General features: G+C 32.8%; 14 protein-coding genes. 2 read left to right on the top strand and 12 right to left on the bottom strand.

Translation table 11 applies throughout. From position 1 onward, the window contains the following. Window positions 1–32 precede the first annotated feature (32 nt). The 5 genes from Q5Y73_RS05445 to Q5Y73_RS05425 form a co-directional block, all read right to left on the bottom strand. Window positions 33–857, bottom strand: a complete 825-nt coding sequence (locus Q5Y73_RS05445; protein WP_305990802.1) for a GNAT family N-acetyltransferase — start codon at window positions 855–857, stop codon at window positions 33–35. A 137-nt stretch (window positions 858–994) separates the two neighbouring features. Continuing rightward, window positions 995–2,293, bottom strand: a complete 1,299-nt coding sequence (gene serS / locus Q5Y73_RS05440; protein WP_305990801.1) for a serine--tRNA ligase — start codon at window positions 2,291–2,293, stop codon at window positions 995–997. A 297-nt stretch (window positions 2,294–2,590) separates the two neighbouring features. Continuing rightward, the gene (locus tag Q5Y73_RS05435; protein WP_305990800.1) at window positions 2,591–4,717 is read right to left on the bottom strand and encodes a glycoside hydrolase family 64 protein; all 2,127 of its coding nucleotides are present in this window, start codon (window positions 4,715–4,717) and stop codon (window positions 2,591–2,593) included. Between the two features lie 560 nt (window positions 4,718–5,277). Beyond that, window positions 5,278–7,128, bottom strand: a complete 1,851-nt coding sequence (locus tag Q5Y73_RS05430) for an ABC transporter ATP-binding protein (protein WP_305990799.1) — start codon at window positions 7,126–7,128, stop codon at window positions 5,278–5,280. Window positions 7,129–7,134: 6 nt separating this feature from the next. Beyond that, complete coding sequence (locus tag Q5Y73_RS05425) at window positions 7,135–8,856, bottom strand: ABC transporter ATP-binding protein (RefSeq protein WP_305990798.1); 1,722 nt, start codon at window positions 8,854–8,856, stop codon at window positions 7,135–7,137. A gap of 149 nt (window positions 8,857–9,005) precedes the next feature. On the opposite strand from Q5Y73_RS05425, the gene Q5Y73_RS05420 reads away from it, so the two are divergent. Next, window positions 9,006–9,734, top strand: coding sequence for an endonuclease/exonuclease/phosphatase family protein (locus Q5Y73_RS05420; RefSeq protein ID WP_305990797.1), 729 nt, complete (start codon window positions 9,006–9,008; stop codon window positions 9,732–9,734). Between the two features lie 13 nt (window positions 9,735–9,747). Here Q5Y73_RS05420 and Q5Y73_RS05415 read toward each other — a convergent pair whose 3' ends face one another. From Q5Y73_RS05415 to Q5Y73_RS05395, 5 genes are all read right to left on the bottom strand, one after another. Further along, window positions 9,748–9,921, bottom strand: coding sequence for a hypothetical protein (locus Q5Y73_RS05415; protein WP_305990796.1), 174 nt, complete (start codon window positions 9,919–9,921; stop codon window positions 9,748–9,750). Next, window positions 9,918–10,457 (bottom strand): hypothetical protein, encoded by a 540-nt coding sequence (locus Q5Y73_RS05410; RefSeq protein WP_305990795.1) that lies wholly within the window; start codon window positions 10,455–10,457, stop codon window positions 9,918–9,920. Before Q5Y73_RS05410 ends, Q5Y73_RS05415 begins: the two co-directional genes overlap by 4 nt. Then, a complete protein-coding gene (locus Q5Y73_RS05405; RefSeq protein ID WP_371320148.1) occupies window positions 10,454–10,876 on the bottom strand; it encodes a MerR family transcriptional regulator in 423 nt (140 codons plus the stop codon). Before Q5Y73_RS05405 ends, Q5Y73_RS05410 begins: the two co-directional genes overlap by 4 nt. 192 nt (window positions 10,877–11,068) lie before the next feature. After that, a complete protein-coding gene (locus tag Q5Y73_RS05400) occupies window positions 11,069–12,436 on the bottom strand; it encodes a PepSY1/2 domain-containing protein (RefSeq protein WP_305990793.1) in 1,368 nt (455 codons plus the stop codon). Window positions 12,437–12,638: 202 nt separating this feature from the next. After that, the gene (locus tag Q5Y73_RS05395) at window positions 12,639–13,184 is read right to left on the bottom strand and encodes a GNAT family N-acetyltransferase (RefSeq protein WP_305990792.1); all 546 of its coding nucleotides are present in this window, start codon (window positions 13,182–13,184) and stop codon (window positions 12,639–12,641) included. A gap of 744 nt (window positions 13,185–13,928) precedes the next feature. Here Q5Y73_RS05395 and Q5Y73_RS05390 point away from each other — a divergent pair. Then, window positions 13,929–14,057, top strand: a complete 129-nt coding sequence (locus Q5Y73_RS05390; protein WP_305990791.1) for a hypothetical protein — start codon at window positions 13,929–13,931, stop codon at window positions 14,055–14,057. A 262-nt stretch (window positions 14,058–14,319) separates the two neighbouring features. Here Q5Y73_RS05390 and Q5Y73_RS05385 read toward each other — a convergent pair whose 3' ends face one another. Together Q5Y73_RS05385 and Q5Y73_RS05380 are read right to left on the bottom strand one after the other, a co-directional pair. Then, window positions 14,320–16,617: a YcdB/YcdC domain-containing protein gene (locus Q5Y73_RS05385; RefSeq protein ID WP_305990790.1), complete on the bottom strand. Its 2,298-nt coding sequence runs from the start codon at window positions 16,615–16,617 to the stop codon at window positions 14,320–14,322. Continuing rightward, window positions 16,614–18,971 (bottom strand): M56 family metallopeptidase, encoded by a 2,358-nt coding sequence (locus tag Q5Y73_RS05380; protein ID WP_305990789.1) that lies wholly within the window; start codon window positions 18,969–18,971, stop codon window positions 16,614–16,616. The genes Q5Y73_RS05385 and Q5Y73_RS05380 overlap by 4 nt, the downstream gene beginning before the upstream one ends. Window positions 18,972–19,048 lie beyond the last annotated feature (77 nt).

Here is a 19,048-nt window from a genome sequence, read left to right as displayed (position 1 = left end):
AGAAACCCTCCTGTATAAGCACCACTGTCGTGTTATCGCCTTACTTCATAATAATCTTGAACACTATATGATTCGAAACCGCAATCTGTATACAGCTTCAATGCATTTTTATTCGTAGCTTCTACTTCTAAAAAGACTGGATATCCTTTTTCATGCTCAGCCAAAACCGTATTCATCAAAGCTTTCCGTCCAATTCCTCTTCCCTGATACTCTGGCAATATGGCAAACCCATATATCCAAGCTTCACCATTTGCACGGTCTACTGTTATTTTCCCAATCGTTTGTCCAGTATAATCAATCATATAAAAAAATCTATTTTCCTCTCCTTTAACTCTAGCATTCAAGCTTTTTGACTCTTCTTCACTAAATTGAAAGCATCGTACATCTAATTCAACCTCTAGTTCCAGATCATCTTTTTTTGCCTTTCGAACGACAACCTCTGAGGAAGGAGATATTGAGGTTGCTTTCCATTGCATTTGAAACTCTGAAAAACGATAAGAATACTTATTCTCTAAAAATTGTTTTGCTGAAAGAGATGAAGCAGGAGCATTCAATAAAATAGTAGAGAATCTTTCTCTATCACATAACGTCAAAGCCTCTTGTATTAAAGTCGAAAAAATTCCTCTTTTTCGATAATCTGGGTGAACCATTCCGCAAACCTCTATCTTTGTACCGAACAAATACAAACCTAAAAAGCCTACTAATTCCCCCTTCTCTTCATAGAAAAAATCCCTTTTCTCATTTACCTTTCGTGTTCTTAAATTATCCCAGTTCAGTTTTAATGAAATCGGTTCTTCTTTTTCACAAATTTCTTGTAATTCTTTTATTTGGGTTAGTTTCTGCTGGCTATGCAACATAATATTCTCCTCTCCCTTTTTGATTAATAACAAATACAGAGGTGCATGCTGTCTCGTTAATAACTTCTATAATTAACTTTATAGGAATTTGTGCTTAAATTAGGTTGTTCCATTCTAATTTAAGCACATTTTCTTTATCATTTGCAGCACTTCATTTTTACTGGAACTATTTTTTCCATACCATTCATATACTTTTGCAATGCCTTTGGAATTTGTATTGAGCCATCCTCCTGCTGATGATTTTCAAGCAATGGGATCAAAATACGCGGAGATGCTATTGCAGTATTGTTTAAAGAATAACAAAAGTTAAGCTCCCCATTCTCATCACGATAACGAATATTTGAACGAAGTGTCTGAAAATCCAATAGATTTGATGAAGAGTGAGTTTCTCCATAAGCATTTCTGCTCGGCATCCAGGTTTCTATATCAAATTGTTTATATGTTTTTTGTGACATATCGCCACTGCATACTGCCATTACGCGATATGGCAGTTCAAGTAGCTGTAAAATTTCCTCTGCATTTGAAGTAATCTCTAGCAATAGTTGATTAGAAATTTCTTCATCCGCTTTACATAGAACAACCTGTTCCACCTTCTCGAATTGATGGACACGGTATAGTCCATGTACATCCCTACCTGAAGAGCCGACTTCACTTCGAAAACATTTAGAAGACGCTGAAAATTTTAACGGCAAATCAACGTCTACAATCTCATTTGCATAATAAGAAACAAGTGGTACTTCTGAGCTGCCTACAAGCCATTTGTTTTCATCAACAAGTTTGTAAGTCTGATCTTTACCAAGTGGAAAATAACCAGTGTTCGTAAGAGCATCTGTACGAACCATTACAGGCACTTCTAGTGGTGTAAGGCCTTTTTTAATTAGTATGTCAAAGGCTAATTGTTCAACAGCACGATGAAGAAGAACCCCTATACCTTTTAAAAAATAGCTGCGACTACCACCTGTTTTAACACCTCGAGCAATATCAATCATATCATGCATCTCTCCTAAAGCTACATGATCTTTTAATTGTTTATTTTCTATCATAGGCTCCCCTACACGTCTTATTTCAACGTTATCCTTATCAGAGCTGCCAATGGGGGTATCTTCAGATATAATGTTAGGAACTTGCAACATCATTTCATCAAACTGATTCTCTACATTTTTTAGGTCAAATTCAATTGTTAACAGCTTTTCATTAATATCTTTCACCTTATTTTTTAACTCTTCAATCAGACCGTCTTCCCCGCTTCTTTTCAATAAACCAATTTCCTGAGACAACTTATTTCTCTTGAAACGTAAATCTTCAACCTTCTTTCTAAGCTTTCGTTTTTCCTCATCTAAAATCAAAAGCTCCTTAATAGAGATATTAATTCCCTTCTGATCAGCTGCTGTTTGAACTTTTTCATCATTCTGCTTAATCCATTTTAATTGCAACATGTTAACCACACTCCCTTTTCAATGTAAAAAATGCAAAAAAGCGCCCTCATCCTTATGGGACGAGGAGCGCTTTACTCGCGGTGCCACCCAACTTGATCAAACAAAAATGGTTTGATCCTCTTTGGTTCCGCGATAACGGGCGGTGCCGGTTAACTTAGGGGATAAAGTGGTCCCTTGACGAAAACGCCTCCGAGTTGGAATCTCTTCATAGGCAGTTTATCAATAATTTTAAGTATTATATCGTATTTAAATATAGATAACAACCATTTTTCCATTCATAAATATGATTAAAAGTCATTACCAACCAACGTTTATAAACAAAACATCTGGATCTGGATGTTCTAACAAAGTACTAAAGTTTCTCACATCATCATAGGCAAAACCATAAGCTAATCCATCAATACTATAGTCATGCCAGAATTTTGCATAGAAATTAGCCGTATCATTTTTGTAAAAGAAATTAGCATTACTCCAATTTGCAGGATCATACATCATCCCTCTATTTAATGCTGCACAAATTTGCGCTTCTACTACCTTTTCATCTGGACTCCCAGTATCCATTGGTCCTGAACATTCAAATACTTGGAGGGTAGTAGGTTTGCCCTGAATATTTAAATTATAGGGGCCTCCATCTTTTGAAAACACAAAATTCTCTCCTACCACATGACCGCTAAACGTTCCCGCTTCTGCTGTAAATGTTAATTCATTTGTTCTATAAAAATCCCATACTTCATTTACATAGTTATCGAAATAGTTACCGTAAATTCCTTCTGGTCTAAACTCTCCTTTACCAGGTGCAACAATTCGATAAGGCTCTTGAACTAAAGTTCTAAATTCTTCAGGCACTTCACTGCTATAAGCTGCAATTAATTCATCTCTTGAATAAGTTTCACCTACAATTCTGTCATAATCATCTGATCCAATCAATCTTGTAGTAATTGGAAAACTAAATTGATCGACTCTCGTTGAATTTCCGTGATACCCCCACTCATCAATCGTAAACTCCACCCACTCAAAATAAACATCCTGATTCGGATCGGTTGGATTATTTAGATCTGGTCCTGCAAATCCTACTCTACCATCGGCAGCTAAGTTTATTTTAATGTACAATGGAGTTCCTAAACTAATAAACATTCTCCCAGAATCAATCTCAGGCATAGAAACCCAATCCACTTCACTCATTTTATAGAAATAATTTGAATAATTTTCTCCATTTTTAGTTAAATGTCCAGGAGCATCATTATCACTGACTGAACTTGGAATTAAATTCCCATTTGGATCTACATAACTAAGCTGTCCTGTAGCTTTGTTGTATCCTAAAATAGACCAATAAATTTCATCATCTGAATATTGACCTATCGTTCCATTTTGAAGTTGGAATGTCATCACTCCATCTCCAACTGGGAAAGGTGGTGCTGGGCCTGGATCCGTTGGATCGGTTGGGTCTGTAGGATCCGTTGGATCGGTTGGGTCTGTAGGATCCGTTGGATCTGTCGGGTCTGTGGGATCGGTTGGGTCCGTCGGATCGGTAGGAGATATACCTGTAGACTTAAGTACAATTTCATCAATACGAACAATTTTAGCAGTTCCAATTCCTTCAAAACGTAAATATTCAGTTATCGTAAGATTTGATTGAAAATCAGCTAATGGAACTTGAATTGAACTGTAGTCTGTGGTTAATGTACCATAATCAGCTAATGGCAATAAGTGATTTGATCCATCATTTAATATAAGGTTGATATCTTCTTCTTCACCGCCAGATCCACCTTTTATTACAAGCTCCAAAGTATCATAGTCAGATATGTCTCTATTGATATAATTATCAAAAGACTCCCCAGAGGCCCCACCATTAAAAAAGAAATATAGATTTACATTTCCTTCGAGATTGTAGGTCCCTCCATTTCTAATAATTGATTGACCTAAATCATTCTGACTAGTATTCCATTGCGATGATTGATTATAATCATCTATTACAAGTGGATCGACAGGATTCGGTTCTGGATCTGTAGGGTCTGTTGGATCAGTGGGATCGGTGGGATCTGTAGGATCTGTAGGGTCAGTGGGATCGGTGGGATCGGTTGAGTTATGAGTATCAGTGAATGTTGGGGTATTATAAGCTGGGTCTCCATCATTATAAGTAAACCAATAACTTATTAAATCTCCTTCATTCAGATTGTTTAAATCAAGAGTAAATGCACTTCCGTTTTGATTCATTCTTTCATTTAACTCAGTACCTGAATTAATAGAATAATGAATATCCACCCAGCTTGTGTTCACATTAGATGTAAATGTAACCTGTGAAGAACTTTCATCCAATGTATGGAATTCCACAGTATAATCAGCTGCATTAGCTATACTACCTGTAATTAAAGAAGTGATAACTAATGATAATATTATTGAAACCGCTAACATTTTCTTGACCATAAATTTTCCTCCTAAGTATTTTCATATCTACCTCATTAACAGGTGAAAAACCAATTACCAAGAAGGGTTTACATTATGTGTTCTTAAATACGCTTTTTCATTGAAATCCATTTCAAAAATGTGCAAATTTACTTCATATATTTTAAATTAGAACACAGTTAAACATAGAATAGAGTTCTATTACAATGCTAAGGAATGAAATATAAATAATAATGATTAACTATCGAGGAACTACAGTAATTACATGTATTGAGGGATCATGATACAGGTAAATGATTCAGGTTTCCTATCATCTAAGAACATATTGTATTATAACCAATTAAATAATGTCGTTTTCTAGTCGTTTTACCCTTCTTTTTTTATTTTATATATTTAATTCATCTTTTAAATCCCTCCTCTCGTTCTACCTTTCCTTTTTTACTCAAAGTTTCCCAAGCACAATTACAACAAACCCTAGAAAAAAAAAGAATTCATTTTATGTACCTATATTTAACATATGCAATGCCAAGGCTACTCCATACCCCCAATTCACAATAAATGTCTTATTTATGTCATATTTTTTATGAATAAGAAAATTGACTCTCATATAACTCTCGGTAAAAACCATCTACTTTAATAAGTTGGTCATGTGAACCTTGCTGTATTAATTTCCCTTCCTTTAATACAAGAATTTTATCTGCATTTTGAATCGTATTTAAACGATGCGCAATCACAAAACTTGTTCTACCGTTCATCAGTTTCTTTATTGATTTTTGTATTGTCATTTCTGTCACTGTATCAATACTGCTGGTAGCTTCATCAAGAATTAGAATAGATGGATTAGCCAGTATAGCTCTGGCTATCGCAAGAAGCTGTTTTTGTCCCTGACTAATTCCACTCCCATCCTGCTTAAGTTTTGTTTCATAACCTTCCGATAAATCCTCAATAAAAGAGTGTGCCCCTGCCAATTTAGCAGCCTCGATTACTTCCCCATCACTAGCATTTAAACGACTATACCGAATATTCTCTTTTATACTACCCTCAAAGAGATAGGAATCTTGTAAAACAAAGGCCATATGTCTTCTTATACTACTACGTTTTAAATCCACCATCCGATGTCCATCTATCAAAATATCTCCTTCAAACAGATCATAAAAACAAGATATTAAATTAATAATGGTTGTCTTGCCTGCACCTGTAGGACCTACAATAGCAATTGTCTCCCCTGGATTTGCAAGAAAACTGATATGTTTTATAACTTCTCCGTGTTCCTGATCGTATGAAAAAGACACATCTGAGAAAATAACTTCACCTTGCATTGAAGTTAATTCAGTGCTACTTCCTTTATCTTGACGTTCTGTTTTTTCGTCTATGATTTCAAATACTCTTTCTGCACCAGCTATTGCGGATAAAAGAGAATTCCACTGATTCGCTAGCTCATTTAAAGGTCGAGTAAATTGTCGTGAGTATTCTAAAAAGATTAAAATCACACCTATCGTTACCCCACCTTGTTCATATAATATTAAAACACCTCCAATACAAGCGATAAAAGTATAACTTAGAAAATTTAATACATTCATTAACTTTGGAATAAATCCAGCAATAGTCTGTGCCCAAAATCCTACTTCACATATAGCTTCATTCTTTATTTTAAATTCTGAAATTACCTTTTCTTCCTGTGAAAATACTTTTATGATTTGTTGTCCTGACAAAGTTTCTTCTGCAAATCCATTTAATAACCCCATTTTATACTGCTGTTGTTTATAAAGTTTAGCCGTATATTTAGTAATGAATTTAATTCCGAAATAAAGAAAGGGAACTACACAGAAGGTTAGCAAAGTTAGTAGTGGACTTAACCAAAGCATAATGGATACTGTTCCAATTAATGTGAGTACACTAGAAAAAATTTGTATAATTGAACTATTTAATGTATTGCTGACATTTTCGATATCATTGGAAAGCCGACTCATTAACTCTCCATGTTGCCTCTTGTCAAAAAAAGATAACGGAAGCAGATGAATATGTTCAAAAAGCTTTGATCTTAATTTATATATTGTATTTTGAGAAATTTGTATCATCAGTACATTTTGCAGCCAAACAGATATAGAATGTAAAATATAAATGATTGCCAAAGAAAACAATAGTGTAATTAACCCCTTTTGATTTGAAGCCACAATGTAATTATCAATTCCAAAACCTACGCAAAGAGGTCCAAGCAATCCTAAACCAGAGCTTATTAGGACCATTACTAGGACAAAAAACACTTGTTTTTTCCACTCCGACATGATGAACCAAAGTTTTAGAAGTGTACCATTCAAATTTTTAACTCTTTGTTTGTTCTTTGCAATATTCTTTCTATTTGTATTATCAATAGGATTTTCTTTTAATATTTGACTTGGCATTTGAAAAGGTTTTAATATCTCTTTGAGCATTAGGCTTTATTCCTTTCCATATTGAGTTTCATAGATTTGTCTGTACAAATAACAATTGTGTATTAATTCTTCATGATTCCCACAACCTACAACCTCACCTTTATTCATCACTAATATTTGATCTGCATTCATTGCCGTACTGATTTTTTGAGTAATCATGATTGTAGTACATTTCATAGGTTTTATGGACTGCAATAATTTAGCCTCTGTTTTTACATCCAATGCACTTGTACAATCATCTAATAACAAAATTTTGGGTTTCCTCACCAATGCTCTGGCAATAGCCAAACGTTGCTTTTGACCCCCAGATAGATTCACTCCTTTTTGACCAATTAGAGTGTCATATTGATTCTTGAATTTTAAAATATTATGATGGATCTGGGATGATTTTGCCGCTTCAATCACCTCTTCTTCTGCTGCCAATTTGTTACCCCATTTTATATTATCTTTAATTGTGCCTGTGAATAAATGAGATTCCTGTAGAACAAAACCAATATCATCCCTTAAACTTTTGACTGCAAAATCCTCAATATTCATACCATCTATGCATAGATTTCCTTCAGAACAATCATATAGACGTGCAATTAATTGAACGATGGTAGATTTTCCTGATCCTGTTTCTCCTACAATCGCCAGCGTTTCCCCTGATTTCACTTCAAAAGAAACATTTTTCAGAGCGAATTCTTGAGCATCTGGATATTGAAACGAAACATGATGAAACGAAATGTGACCATGATTTATAACATCCCTATTTTTCTTAAATGATACATTCATGTTCAAGTCATCAGATTTTGTCTCCATCACCTCATGGATACGTCCTGCAGAAGCTTTTGCTCTTGAAAATATCATAATCATCATAGAAAAGATAGATAAAAAACTAATGATTCGCGTAGTATAATTAATTAATGCAACAATTTCACCTGCCGTTGCGGTATTAGTTTGAACTTGAATGCTGCCAAACCAGAGAAAAGTCATAATGATGAAATTCATGATTAACATTGTGATCGGTGTTGAGGTTTCAATAAGGCGAAATGCTGAAATGGTTTGTTTCTGCAGTGATACACTCTCCTTATTAAATCGCTTAATTTCATATTGTTTTCGTGAAAATACTTTAATGAGTCGGATCGCACCTAGATTCTCTCTCATAATCCTGTTAATTTGGTCTAATCTTCTTTGAACTGAAACAAATGCAGTTCCTGCTTTCTTAAATATCCAAACTAAGAAAAAAAGGAGTAATGGAACTACTATAATAAAAAACATAGCCAACCGAGCATTTACAATGAAAGACATTATGATTGCCCCGGCTATTAACAAAGGAGCTTTCATCATAATACGTAACCCCATAAATATCGTCTGTTGAAGCTGCGCAACATCATTTGTTAAACGAGTCACTAGACTTGAAGTTTGAAACCGTGTCAAAGTAGATAGTGAAAAAGATTGAATTTGGCTATATAATTTTTCTCTTATATCATATCCTACATTTTGACTTGTATATGCAGCATAAAATGTATTAATAATGCCTGAAAGAAACACTACAATGGAGGCTGCAACCAAAACAAGCCCCCAGTGTATTACCACGTCCAGTTTTAACTCTTGGATTCCATCATCAATCATTTTTGCGATAATAAAAGGAAGCATTAATTCCAGTAATAATTCAATCAACATAAACATCCATGCAATACTAGCATGTATTCGGTATGGCTTTATAAAGGAAAGCATTTTGAACATGAAGAAGGCCCTCCTTCTATTTTAAATAGTAATATGTTTAGTATAATTAAATATGAAAAATTGTCCATTAACAAAATATATCGAATAGCGAAATGAGATATGATAAAATCTTCATTCTTGACCGAATATTTGAGAGGAGGAATTGATCTTTGAATATCAGAATCATGACATATAACATACATCATGGTGAAGGAATGGATAAAAAAGTAGATCTACATAGAATAGCAAATGTAATTGAAGAAAGTGAGGCTGACATTATAGGGTTGAATGAGGTAGATAAACATTTTTCAAAAAGAAGTCATTTTCAAAATCAAATTTATTGGCTTGCAAATCGATTAAAGTTAAAGCATGCCTATAGCCCTTCGTTATCTATACTTTCTAAAAATTCATCTACTGCAAGGGAATATGGAAATGCAATTTTGTCTAAATACCCTATATTAACTAAAAAAAGTCATACATTTAATTATGTACCAGGGTTCGTTGAAAAAAGGTCAATGCTTGATACAACAATAAATATAAACGGAAAGCTGTTTCAATTCATGGTGACACACATGAGCCTAAATCGTTATTTTCATGCAAAACAAACGAATTATATTATCAATCACGTATGTAATGCTATATATCCGGTCATACTCTTGGGAGATTGGAATATGAAAGCAGGTTCCAAACCATGGAATAAAATAACGAATCAACTTCAGGACGTTTGGAAAATTAAGGGTGTTGGGTCAGGAAACACTTATCCATCCCTTCGTCCAAAATCGAGAATTGATTATATATTTATTAGTTCGGAAATAAAATTGATTGATACAGAAGTAATGAACAGTTTTCCATCCGCCTCTGACCATTTACCATTGATAGCAAAGGTTACTAGTTTTTGAGTATCAATACTATCTATGCTTCATCTTCCATCATAGTAACAGCTCTAATTATTACATCTGGTTGCTGTTGATGGATATATGTTTTAGCTTGTTCAAAATCACTTGCTACTACATTTCGATAATATACTACACCTAACGAACACTCATATTCTACTGTAAAAAGGGGATGTTCTTGTTCTTTATTCATAAGGTAACACTCCGTTCATTAAAATTGAAGTCTACTCTATACTTTTCCTCTAATTCTGACAGTTCATGGCTTATATTTAATGGATTTAAAACATACTCTTCACTCTTCTCTTTATCTTCATTAAAATCTGCAGTGAATTTTTTCACCCGTCGAACCACTTCTTCATCCAATTTGAATAGATCTACTTCATCCTCATTAACTAATGGGATTTTGATGAATTCATTTATTTGTCTTTGCTGATTTTTATCGTCGATAAATCTCATTTCAACACAGATTGTTCGTTCTCCACATGGAATTAACTCTTCTGTGAAGATCTCAACCACTAAGTCAGTTGTTTCTGTGAATTCATAAATTATAATTGTTTCGTCTTCATCTTCGAAATACCCATTCAAATTCTGAGAACGATGCAAGCCATCTGGAAGATGAATAGCTAAACGGGCTTCTTTTTTAATATAAGCATTCTGAAATTGAATCCAGAGATAATTCGTACCCTCTTCATTTTCCATCAATGATTTTGCCCATTTAAGTTTCATCATTTATTTTGATCTCCTTTAATGATTTGTGATACAGAATTAATCACTCTCTGTTTTAATTCAGCAGAGATTTTAGGACTTAAGGTAATTAAAACATCTTCACTTACTTGATGTGTTTCATGTTCTAGGAAGTTATGAGATTGAAAAAATGCAGCTTGATCACCAATCTTTTTGATTTCCTCTATATCGAGTGGTTGTAATTTCTTTTGAATCGAAGCAAGGGACTCTCCAGTTTTAGCTAAAACTAATATAGCTCGGAAATAATTTAAATGCTTGTTAGTATAAACACGTTTATTCCCAACAAGCTCTAACGCCGGAACAATACCAATTTGTGTGTAATATCTAACCGTTCGAAGGTTGATATCAAAATCTTGTTCCTGAAGCATTTCAGTAATTTGTTTTGCCGTATACACTTTCAACACTCGCTTCCTTTTTCAACCTTTTGGGTAATGTGTTACACTATACTGTAACACCAACAGTATAGTGTAACACATTCTGTAAGTCAATCTTTTTTGATTATCTAGGAAATTCGGGTTCATTAATACAACTATGCAGTTGAATAATAAATAGGGATAGAATATGAATCCACTAGATTATATTCTACCCCTATAAAGTTAATATTTTAAAATTGAACGTGAATCGTATTGTATCGTAACAAGCTCTTCTTTGCCTGTTTCAACATGAATAAAAGTGGTTGTACCTATGTCTGAATCAAAAGCATATGTTAATACCTTTTCACCATATCGGTTATAAATTAGAAATAACCCTTTGTCTACAAAGGTTAGATGCTCTGGAAGATAACTTCTTGCTTCCTCTATAGATAAAATTCGTTCAGGTGTGGTAACATTTGTATCTGTTATACCAAAGTAAGAAGAAGCATCAAACTGGGTAAACTCACCTGTATCTAATCGTATATTAATCTCAAGTGGTTTAAAGTGAACTGCAATATTGTTTATGATCGGTACAAAAGTATAAGTTGCTGTCTCTTTGTGATCAACAGCATGAACTAACTTAAATTCATCCATTGTAGGATCTATGTCTTTTGCAATTTGCAAAGCTTTTTCTTTACCTTCTTCAAATGTAAACATGTTTTTATCGTATTTTATACCATATTCAGCGTGAGCCTCATTCGTTAGATGTGCACTATATAACTTTCCATCGTATACGCCCACATTAAATACAATTCTTTCATTACCTTTCTTTTCTTCATTTATAAATAAGTCTACTTCATATGTGGGAAATGATTGTTTGCTTATTTTATATCCATAATCATATTTCATTTCGTTATTTGGATCTAAAAAGTTTTTAGCTATGTTTATTGCTTCGTGCGCGAACAGCTTCTCACCTGAACTCGGATAAGTTCTAGGTATAGTAAAAGATTTGCTATTGGCATCTACAATTTGCAACTCTGGTAGTTTGGATAAATCAATGGTCAGCTGCTGTAAAATAGCTTTCTTTTGCTCACTATCTTTTATCAAAAACCAGTCACGATATAAATTTTCTTGTTCTAAAATTTGATTCAACGCTTCTTGGATTCTTTTTGAAAAATGTAAAGCCGTTTGTAAGTTCTCTACTTCTTTTTCAACGTTAATATGATTCAATTCTTTGTAATTCAATAAATTAGTTGCCAAGCGATCAATATTATAATATTGACTTCTCACTTTCATTCCTAATTCATTACCAAACAAATCTGCGCTGAACGTTAGGTTGCTAGCAAGAATATTTGCATAAGCATGTAGATCAGATAAACTTTCTTTTTCAACTATACTATCCGTACTAGTGAGAATGATCGTTAGTAGATTATTCAACATTTCATTATTCGATCTGAAAAAGATGAAATCAGTATATTTATCATCTGATATATCTTCTATAATAGAGTTTTGTTTTTCATACGATATTTCTACTTTAATAAAAGTAACTGAAACTGAAACGACTAAAAACAATGCAAGTAAAATAAAAAAATACTTACGATATTTCTTCATAAGTTCCTCCATGATCCTCATTTGTTAGTATGTAATGCATGTTCAAGAGTCATTATACAGGAGGGATATCAATATCGTAAATATAAATTTATTCATAAAAAGGAATATAACGGATTATTATTTTTTGTCAGTACAAGTAAGTGTTTTATCATAATCTATGTAAAATTTCACTTTCATGATTCTCTAAAATGTAACTTTGTATTTATTCCTCAAACAACAAATACCAATATATAGCTATTTCTTTACTTTGTTGATCAAGTCCTTTGTAAAGATAATTGTCAATTCCACCTATTTTAAAGCCACACCTATCGTAAAATTTGCACGCTTTAACGTTAATGTTTTGTGTTTCTAACGAAATCCCTGGCATCCCACCAGTCCTCGCCCAGTATTTAGCTTGTTCGATTAGTTTCTGACCAATTCCATCTCTTCTGTATTGACTATCTACAATGATGTAGTCGATATAAGCGTAATGATTCCAGGACTTTTTCAGTATGATTTGACCTACAACTTTTTCTCCTAAGAATGCCAAATAAATAATTTGTTTTGGATTATCAATAAATTCAGAATAATCCTTGATAATTGTATCTTCAGGATATTCTTTTATATAAGTAGGAACTTCTTTTACTGTATAACTAAACAGCTGTTCTATGCAGGATACAACAGCGACAGAGTCAACGACAAAACTATTATCTAAGTCTATTTTAATATGCTGGTCTTCAGCCATCAGCTCTCTGATTACAATATCCATGTGTGTTAACTCATCCCCTTAGTGTTTATACACTTTAATAAATTCAGAAGCATTTGTTCTATTTAGAACTCTAACCTTTATCAATTTTAGGTATATCAATGTTATCCTGACTTTTATTAGTCAAAATCAACATAATTTCATAAATAATCATCTGCTTTTTATCATTACTGTTTATTCACTCTTTCCTTTTCTTTAATAAAAATACCAACAAAAAAAGGATTCCTATCATAATAAAACCAACCACAATAAACTGATTAGAGAACACATTTTGATCGTAAATAGTATATTCATCAATGTGATGACTGTAGTAAAAGAGCCATCGTCGTTAAAAATACCATTATATAAAAACATTCTACATTTAGTATTCATATCATAATTAGTTCTAAAAAATAACGCGACCAAAATATATATTACTTTTTTGTACCATCAGCTTCTCCTTGCAAATTTCTTCTTCATTAGTAATAAATTTTTTTCTAAAGTCTATAACTCATTTTTCAAAATAATTAACTATAAATTGAGCCAACAGAATACATAGTAACCATGAATATCAAAAGCAAATAAATAATTATAATGAGACATCCTATTTCATTTTTATGGTGTTGTTTCTTAACAACTTGCAATAATATGAAAACAAAATACAAGAAGAGAAAATAAAAAATAAAATGTACGAAAAAAAACAGAGTCAGTATAGTGTTACCAAAATAGTCTGAGGATTTTGTAAAAAAGATAGTGATATAATGAGGAATGATCGTAAACATCATTAATAATATAGAAATTAGTGATATTGTTGTATCTCGAAATAATGATAGTATAATCATAACTAGGGTAACAAAAAGTGAAATTAAGGCAGCTTTAGTTGCTAACTTTGGTTGAAATAATAGTTTTTTCAATACACTAACCTTCCTTTATCCATACCAGATGTCATTCAGATGTTATTCTACATCAAATTACATTTTCCTCTATATATTAACATGTTCCTTTTTATTTAAGGAGTAATATATCAAAAATCAAAAATGCACCCTACTTACTCATCCAGTTGTTTTTAACTGTTAATATAAAAGAAATTAAAATGACACACTCCTCTGTGATTATATTAGGAAGTGTGTCATTTTAGATAAACTTATTTGTACTTTTGTTAATGTATAACGAATTTATTATCGTTATTTATCATTATAGATAATTTAAATAATTCTCCAAAAGATTTAGCCAACTCTGCTATAGTAACTGCCTCATTTGGTCGTATTTCAGTATTTTCATTCATTGCAATAAGACCAAATGCATTTGCGATTTTAACTTGTTGTACGTATTTATCTGAAATGAGATGCTCATCAGCAAAGTTGTTGAATGCCAACTCTTGTTCAGCAATAAAGTCTGAGCCTAACAGTTGAACATACCAGAAAGCAAGTTTTTCTCTTGTCAATAACTCATCAAGATTAAAGGTTTCTTGATCTGTATCAATAATTCCTTTAACAGCCGCACTTTCTACAATTGGATAGATATCCATATCCGAGCGAATGTTGAGATAGGTCTGAAAATCTCCTAAACGTTCAGCATAGTTAGAAATAGAATTTTTATTATATAAAGATTTCATGAGTATATTTAATCCTTCTTCAACCGATAAAGCTTCATCTGCTCGTATCTGTCCATCAACATCAGGTACGATAAAGCCAGATTGAATCAAATAATTAATTTCATCCTCTGCCCAAGGGTGACTGACCTTAATATTAGGTACTTTGAAGGAATTTGCTCTATAGGTTAATACGTTTTCCCCCGTTATTGCATCCACATAATCAATGGTAAAATCAACTTCGTAAATTAGATTATAATGTACTTTTTCAAGATCAGCATAATAATCAGTATATATATGTTCATAATATAAATCTGTTGACATCCCATCTAGATAGGCAGATAAAGCTTCCTCTTCACTTGTAACACTGTCAACCTTAGGAAATTGATCCATAGGATCGAGAAACATTACATATCCCATTAATTCACCATTCTGCTTAGAAATAGTAACATTGATTCTATCTCCTTCATATGGTATCCCATTAACTAATCTATAAAATTGGAATGTATAATTACCATTATCAGTAGAGTAGTCTTCAGGGTGCTCTCTCCACACAATTTGCTGAGATATACCTGGAGAAAGTTGATGTATATATTCCATTGCATTTTCTCTAGCTTCATCTAGAACTAATTCAGACGTTTCACTTGGTGTTGTCAAATCCACTTCATCAATTAATCTCCAATAATACAAGTCTCCTGTAACCCCATCAATGATCATCTCTGCATAATGATTTGAATCGTATGTTACCAAATACTTCAATGATCTTTCAACACTAAGTTCTTCATTTTTCTCAATACTTAACCCAGACTGTTCTAATTTTAATATTTGTTCCAATATTTTCAAAGCGTGTTGTTCGATATTGTTTTTGTTTAAATTAAATGTTGATTTATGATTAGATTCTAGTATAGGATGATACTTTGATATAGCTTGTAATTTACTAATCTCCATGGATTCTCCGTTTATAGAATAAGAATATGTTCCATCTAGTGCATTTATCTTAGAGATAGAAGGATCTATAACATATGCTAAATAAATATCTTTACTATCGAGTCCATAAGATCTACTAATGTATTTCAATTGTACATTTAAATCATTGTTTAATTGATTCTTAATTTCCTCCTCCGTTAACATTTCATTAGGAGAATCATAAGTATGCTCTTGTAGAGAAGCATAATAATTTTCGTATGGTTGATTGTAGAAATTATAACTTCGAACCATCCCATCTCCTTGAACAAGCACTCTTCCCCCTTGGTCTGAAATGCGGATTCCGTCCTTCATTTTATAGAACTCAAACTCAGTTTGAATAGGTTTCGTCAGAGGTCTTTGAAAATCCTGATAATAACTAATCTTCATACCATAATCATTCATATCATAAAATTGAGCTAAAAACTTTTCCGCTACATCCCTACTTTCTTCAACGTTAACTATTGGAGGGAACACAGCATTTTCTGTTGCTGCATCACCACCGAAGGAAAATGCAATTAGCGTTAATTCTTTCCCATAAAATAAAAATGTACCTCTTAAATCCGAAGGGTGATACTCATCGTCACCATTTTTTCTATAATTCAATATAAACTCCTCATGTTTATCTGGATTGTATCCATCAAAAGTGAAATCTTCTATTTTAGCTGACCCTAATTCGTTTGGAAATATTTGTTTTACTTTATTTACTAAATCAACTTTTGTAATGACTTTTTCCACCTTGACCAGTTGATTTTCTGTGTTTTGTGTTTGATCATTTTTAATATCCATTAATTGATTTGGGTTCGCTTCCACTTGTGGTTCTGTATTATTACTTCCTTCTAAGTTCATATATAAAATGCTAAATAAAGCTAAACTTAAAATGATACTCAACAATAATCTCATCCATCTTTTTCTCCCATCTCATAGACTTCTACAGATCTTGTAACATATTCTTCTTCCGTATTACCTCCTAATGCATAGATTTTACCATTGATCACTTCTGTTGCATGGTTATGTCTTGCTTGATTTATATTCGCTGATTCAATCCATCGATTTGTATCAGGATCATATACTTCTACACTTGATAAATACCTCAAATCATTATTTCCACCAAATCCACCAATAGTGTAAATGTAACCATTTATCACTTCTGTTGCATGGTTGTCTCTTGCTTGATTCAAATCAGCTAATTCATTCCAGTTGTCTGTTTTTGGATCATACACTTCTACACTTGATAAATAATTTTCTTTTCTAGATCTCATAGAATTAGAATTGAATCCACCAACGGCATAAAGCTTTTCATTCATAATTTCTACAGAGAAAAATTCTCTTCCTTTGTTCATTTTGGCTAGCATTGTCCAAGTATCTGTTGCTGGATCATATACTTCTGTACTTGATAAAACGTTATCACTCTGACCACCTAAAGCATAAATTTTCCCATTCATCACTGCACTCTCAAAATGAAATCTAGCTTCGTTCATAGTAGCTAGTTGTGTCCATGTATTTGTTGTTGGATCATACACTTCTACACTCGACAGTACACGATCATCTTCACCATCTCCATGACCCCCTAAAACATAGATTTTTCCATCCAAGACTTCTGTTTCATGATAAGCTCTAGCTTGATTCAAACCAGCCAATTGTGTCCATGTATCCATCTCCGGATCATACATCTCTACATCTGATAAGTAACGTAACTCTTCTCCATCATAACTAAAACCGCCGATAACATAGATTTTCCCATCGATCACTACTGTTGTATGATTGTCTCTAGTTTGATTCATACTAGCCAATTGTGTCCATGAATCTGTTAGAGGATCATACACTTCTAAACTTGAAGAGTATATAAAAACCCCATCTTGAACTACAGAGCCTCCAGCTATATATATCTTGTCATCGATAACCGTTGATGCATCATTAGGATATCCTGCCTGATTCATGCTTGAAGCATCTTTCCATTTTCCTTTCGCCAAATCGATGAAACTTGAATCCTGGAGTTCAATAGATTTAGGCTCAATTTCTGTTATTTGATCAAATTGAATATTTCCATCTGCCGCTTCAAATGTGTTTTGAGCATTGCTACTATTATTTGGAGCAAATACAGTGAACCCTACAAGCACAACACTTGCAGTTATAACACTAGAGAGCATTATCCATTTCATAGATTGTTTTTTAAACATATGAATTCTCATGATTCTGGATCTCAGATCTGATAAACCAGCGGACATCCCTATCGCTTTAGGAATGAGCGGAGGCTTTGATACCTTTCCTAAAACATTTAACAAAGCGTTTCCATAAGCCAACTGTTCATCTTTTTTTAACTGGGATAAAACGGATGCATCACAAGATAACTCACAATCTTTACGTAAACGATAAAAGCTGTACCAAACAATCGGATTAAACCAATGAATAGATAAAACGATAATACTAATCCATTGGACAAACACATCCTTCTTTTTAAAATGCATCAACTCATGCAGCAGCACATACTTCTTTTCCTCTTTTGACAAGCTTTCAAACAGTTGCCTAGAAATCACAATTTTCGGTACTAAAAAACCAACAATAGAAGGAGAATCTATCTTTTCATCATAAATAACTTTTACGTTTGAATTCACTATTAATTTCTTTTTACATGCTTCTAGTAGAGATAAAACCTCTTCGTCTTTACATTTTTTTTTCTTAGATAACTTCCAGTTAAATTCTATATTGATGATGAATAAAAACGTAAAGACTTGTAAAGCACCGTAAAGCCACAACATCCCCAATGTATTAAGAGTAAAAAAATTTATTAGTGTTTGCTTGAGATCCATTAATTGTTTTGCAGCAGCATTTTCTGATGATGACTCATTAGTTTCAATTCCGATCGCTTCTTGATGTAAATATGAGTTTGTTAGATTTGTCTTAGATTGAAAGTTTAATGGGAGTTCATTGATTTCATTTAAACTTTCATGCTGATTGATATCTATTTTTGGCTCTACATTTATAGAAGGTAGGATATTCTGACTATTAACTGGTGTATCTACAGCTTCATCGAAAGTATTTTCTGTTATCGAGGGTAAGAAGTTATTCCAACTTAAAGAACTTTCAAAACTAAAAGGAAATAAAAGTCTAAGTATCAATAAAATCCAAATGTAATAATGCCAATGTGCAGACAAACGATCATTCAACACTTTTTTTATAAGGAGAATAACTAAAGCTACTACACTCCCTATGAGAGAAAAATGTAATACGATTAAAAATAATTCTTGTAAATTCATTAATTCACCCACTTTTTATTCAAGTAAGTTAAGCACATGTAATCTTGAATGATGCAAGTATCTAATTCCTAATACTC

This window comes from Chengkuizengella axinellae, assembly GCF_030730905.1.
GTDB classification, from domain to species: Bacteria; Bacillota; Bacilli; order Paenibacillales; family KCTC-33759; genus Chengkuizengella; species Chengkuizengella axinellae.
The sequence above is the reverse complement of the archived record's forward strand: the minus strand, read 5'-3'. Positions and strand labels throughout refer to the sequence as shown.

Excerpts from the sequence above, each read along its gene's own strand:
- Q5Y73_RS05445 (WP_305990802.1), bottom strand. The coding sequence starts at position 857 with ATGTTGCATAGCCAGCAGAAACTAACCCAAATAAAAGAATTACAAGAA.
- serS (WP_305990801.1), bottom strand. The coding sequence starts at position 2,293 with ATGTTGCAATTAAAATGGATTAAGCAGAATGATGAAAAAGTTCAAACA.
- Q5Y73_RS05435 (WP_305990800.1), bottom strand. The coding sequence starts at position 4,717 with ATGGTCAAGAAAATGTTAGCGGTTTCAATAATATTATCATTAGTTATC.
- Q5Y73_RS05430 (WP_305990799.1), bottom strand. The coding sequence starts at position 7,128 with ATGCTCAAAGAGATATTAAAACCTTTTCAAATGCCAAGTCAAATATTA.
- Q5Y73_RS05425 (WP_305990798.1), bottom strand. The coding sequence starts at position 8,856 with ATGTTCAAAATGCTTTCCTTTATAAAGCCATACCGAATACATGCTAGT.
- Q5Y73_RS05415 (WP_305990796.1), bottom strand. The coding sequence starts at position 9,921 with ATGAATAAAGAACAAGAACATCCCCTTTTTACAGTAGAATATGAGTGT.
- Q5Y73_RS05410 (WP_305990795.1), bottom strand. The coding sequence starts at position 10,457 with ATGATGAAACTTAAATGGGCAAAATCATTGATGGAAAATGAAGAGGGT.
- Q5Y73_RS05400 (WP_305990793.1), bottom strand. The coding sequence starts at position 12,436 with ATGAAGAAATATCGTAAGTATTTTTTTATTTTACTTGCATTGTTTTTA.
- Q5Y73_RS05395 (WP_305990792.1), bottom strand. The coding sequence starts at position 13,184 with ATGGATATTGTAATCAGAGAGCTGATGGCTGAAGACCAGCATATTAAA.
- Q5Y73_RS05390 (WP_305990791.1), top strand. The coding sequence starts at position 13,929 with ATGATCGTAAACATCATTAATAATATAGAAATTAGTGATATTGTTGTA.
- Q5Y73_RS05385 (WP_305990790.1), bottom strand. The coding sequence starts at position 16,617 with ATGAGATTATTGTTGAGTATCATTTTAAGTTTAGCTTTATTTAGCATT.
- Q5Y73_RS05380 (WP_305990789.1), bottom strand. The coding sequence starts at position 18,971 with ATGAATTTACAAGAATTATTTTTAATCGTATTACATTTTTCTCTCATA.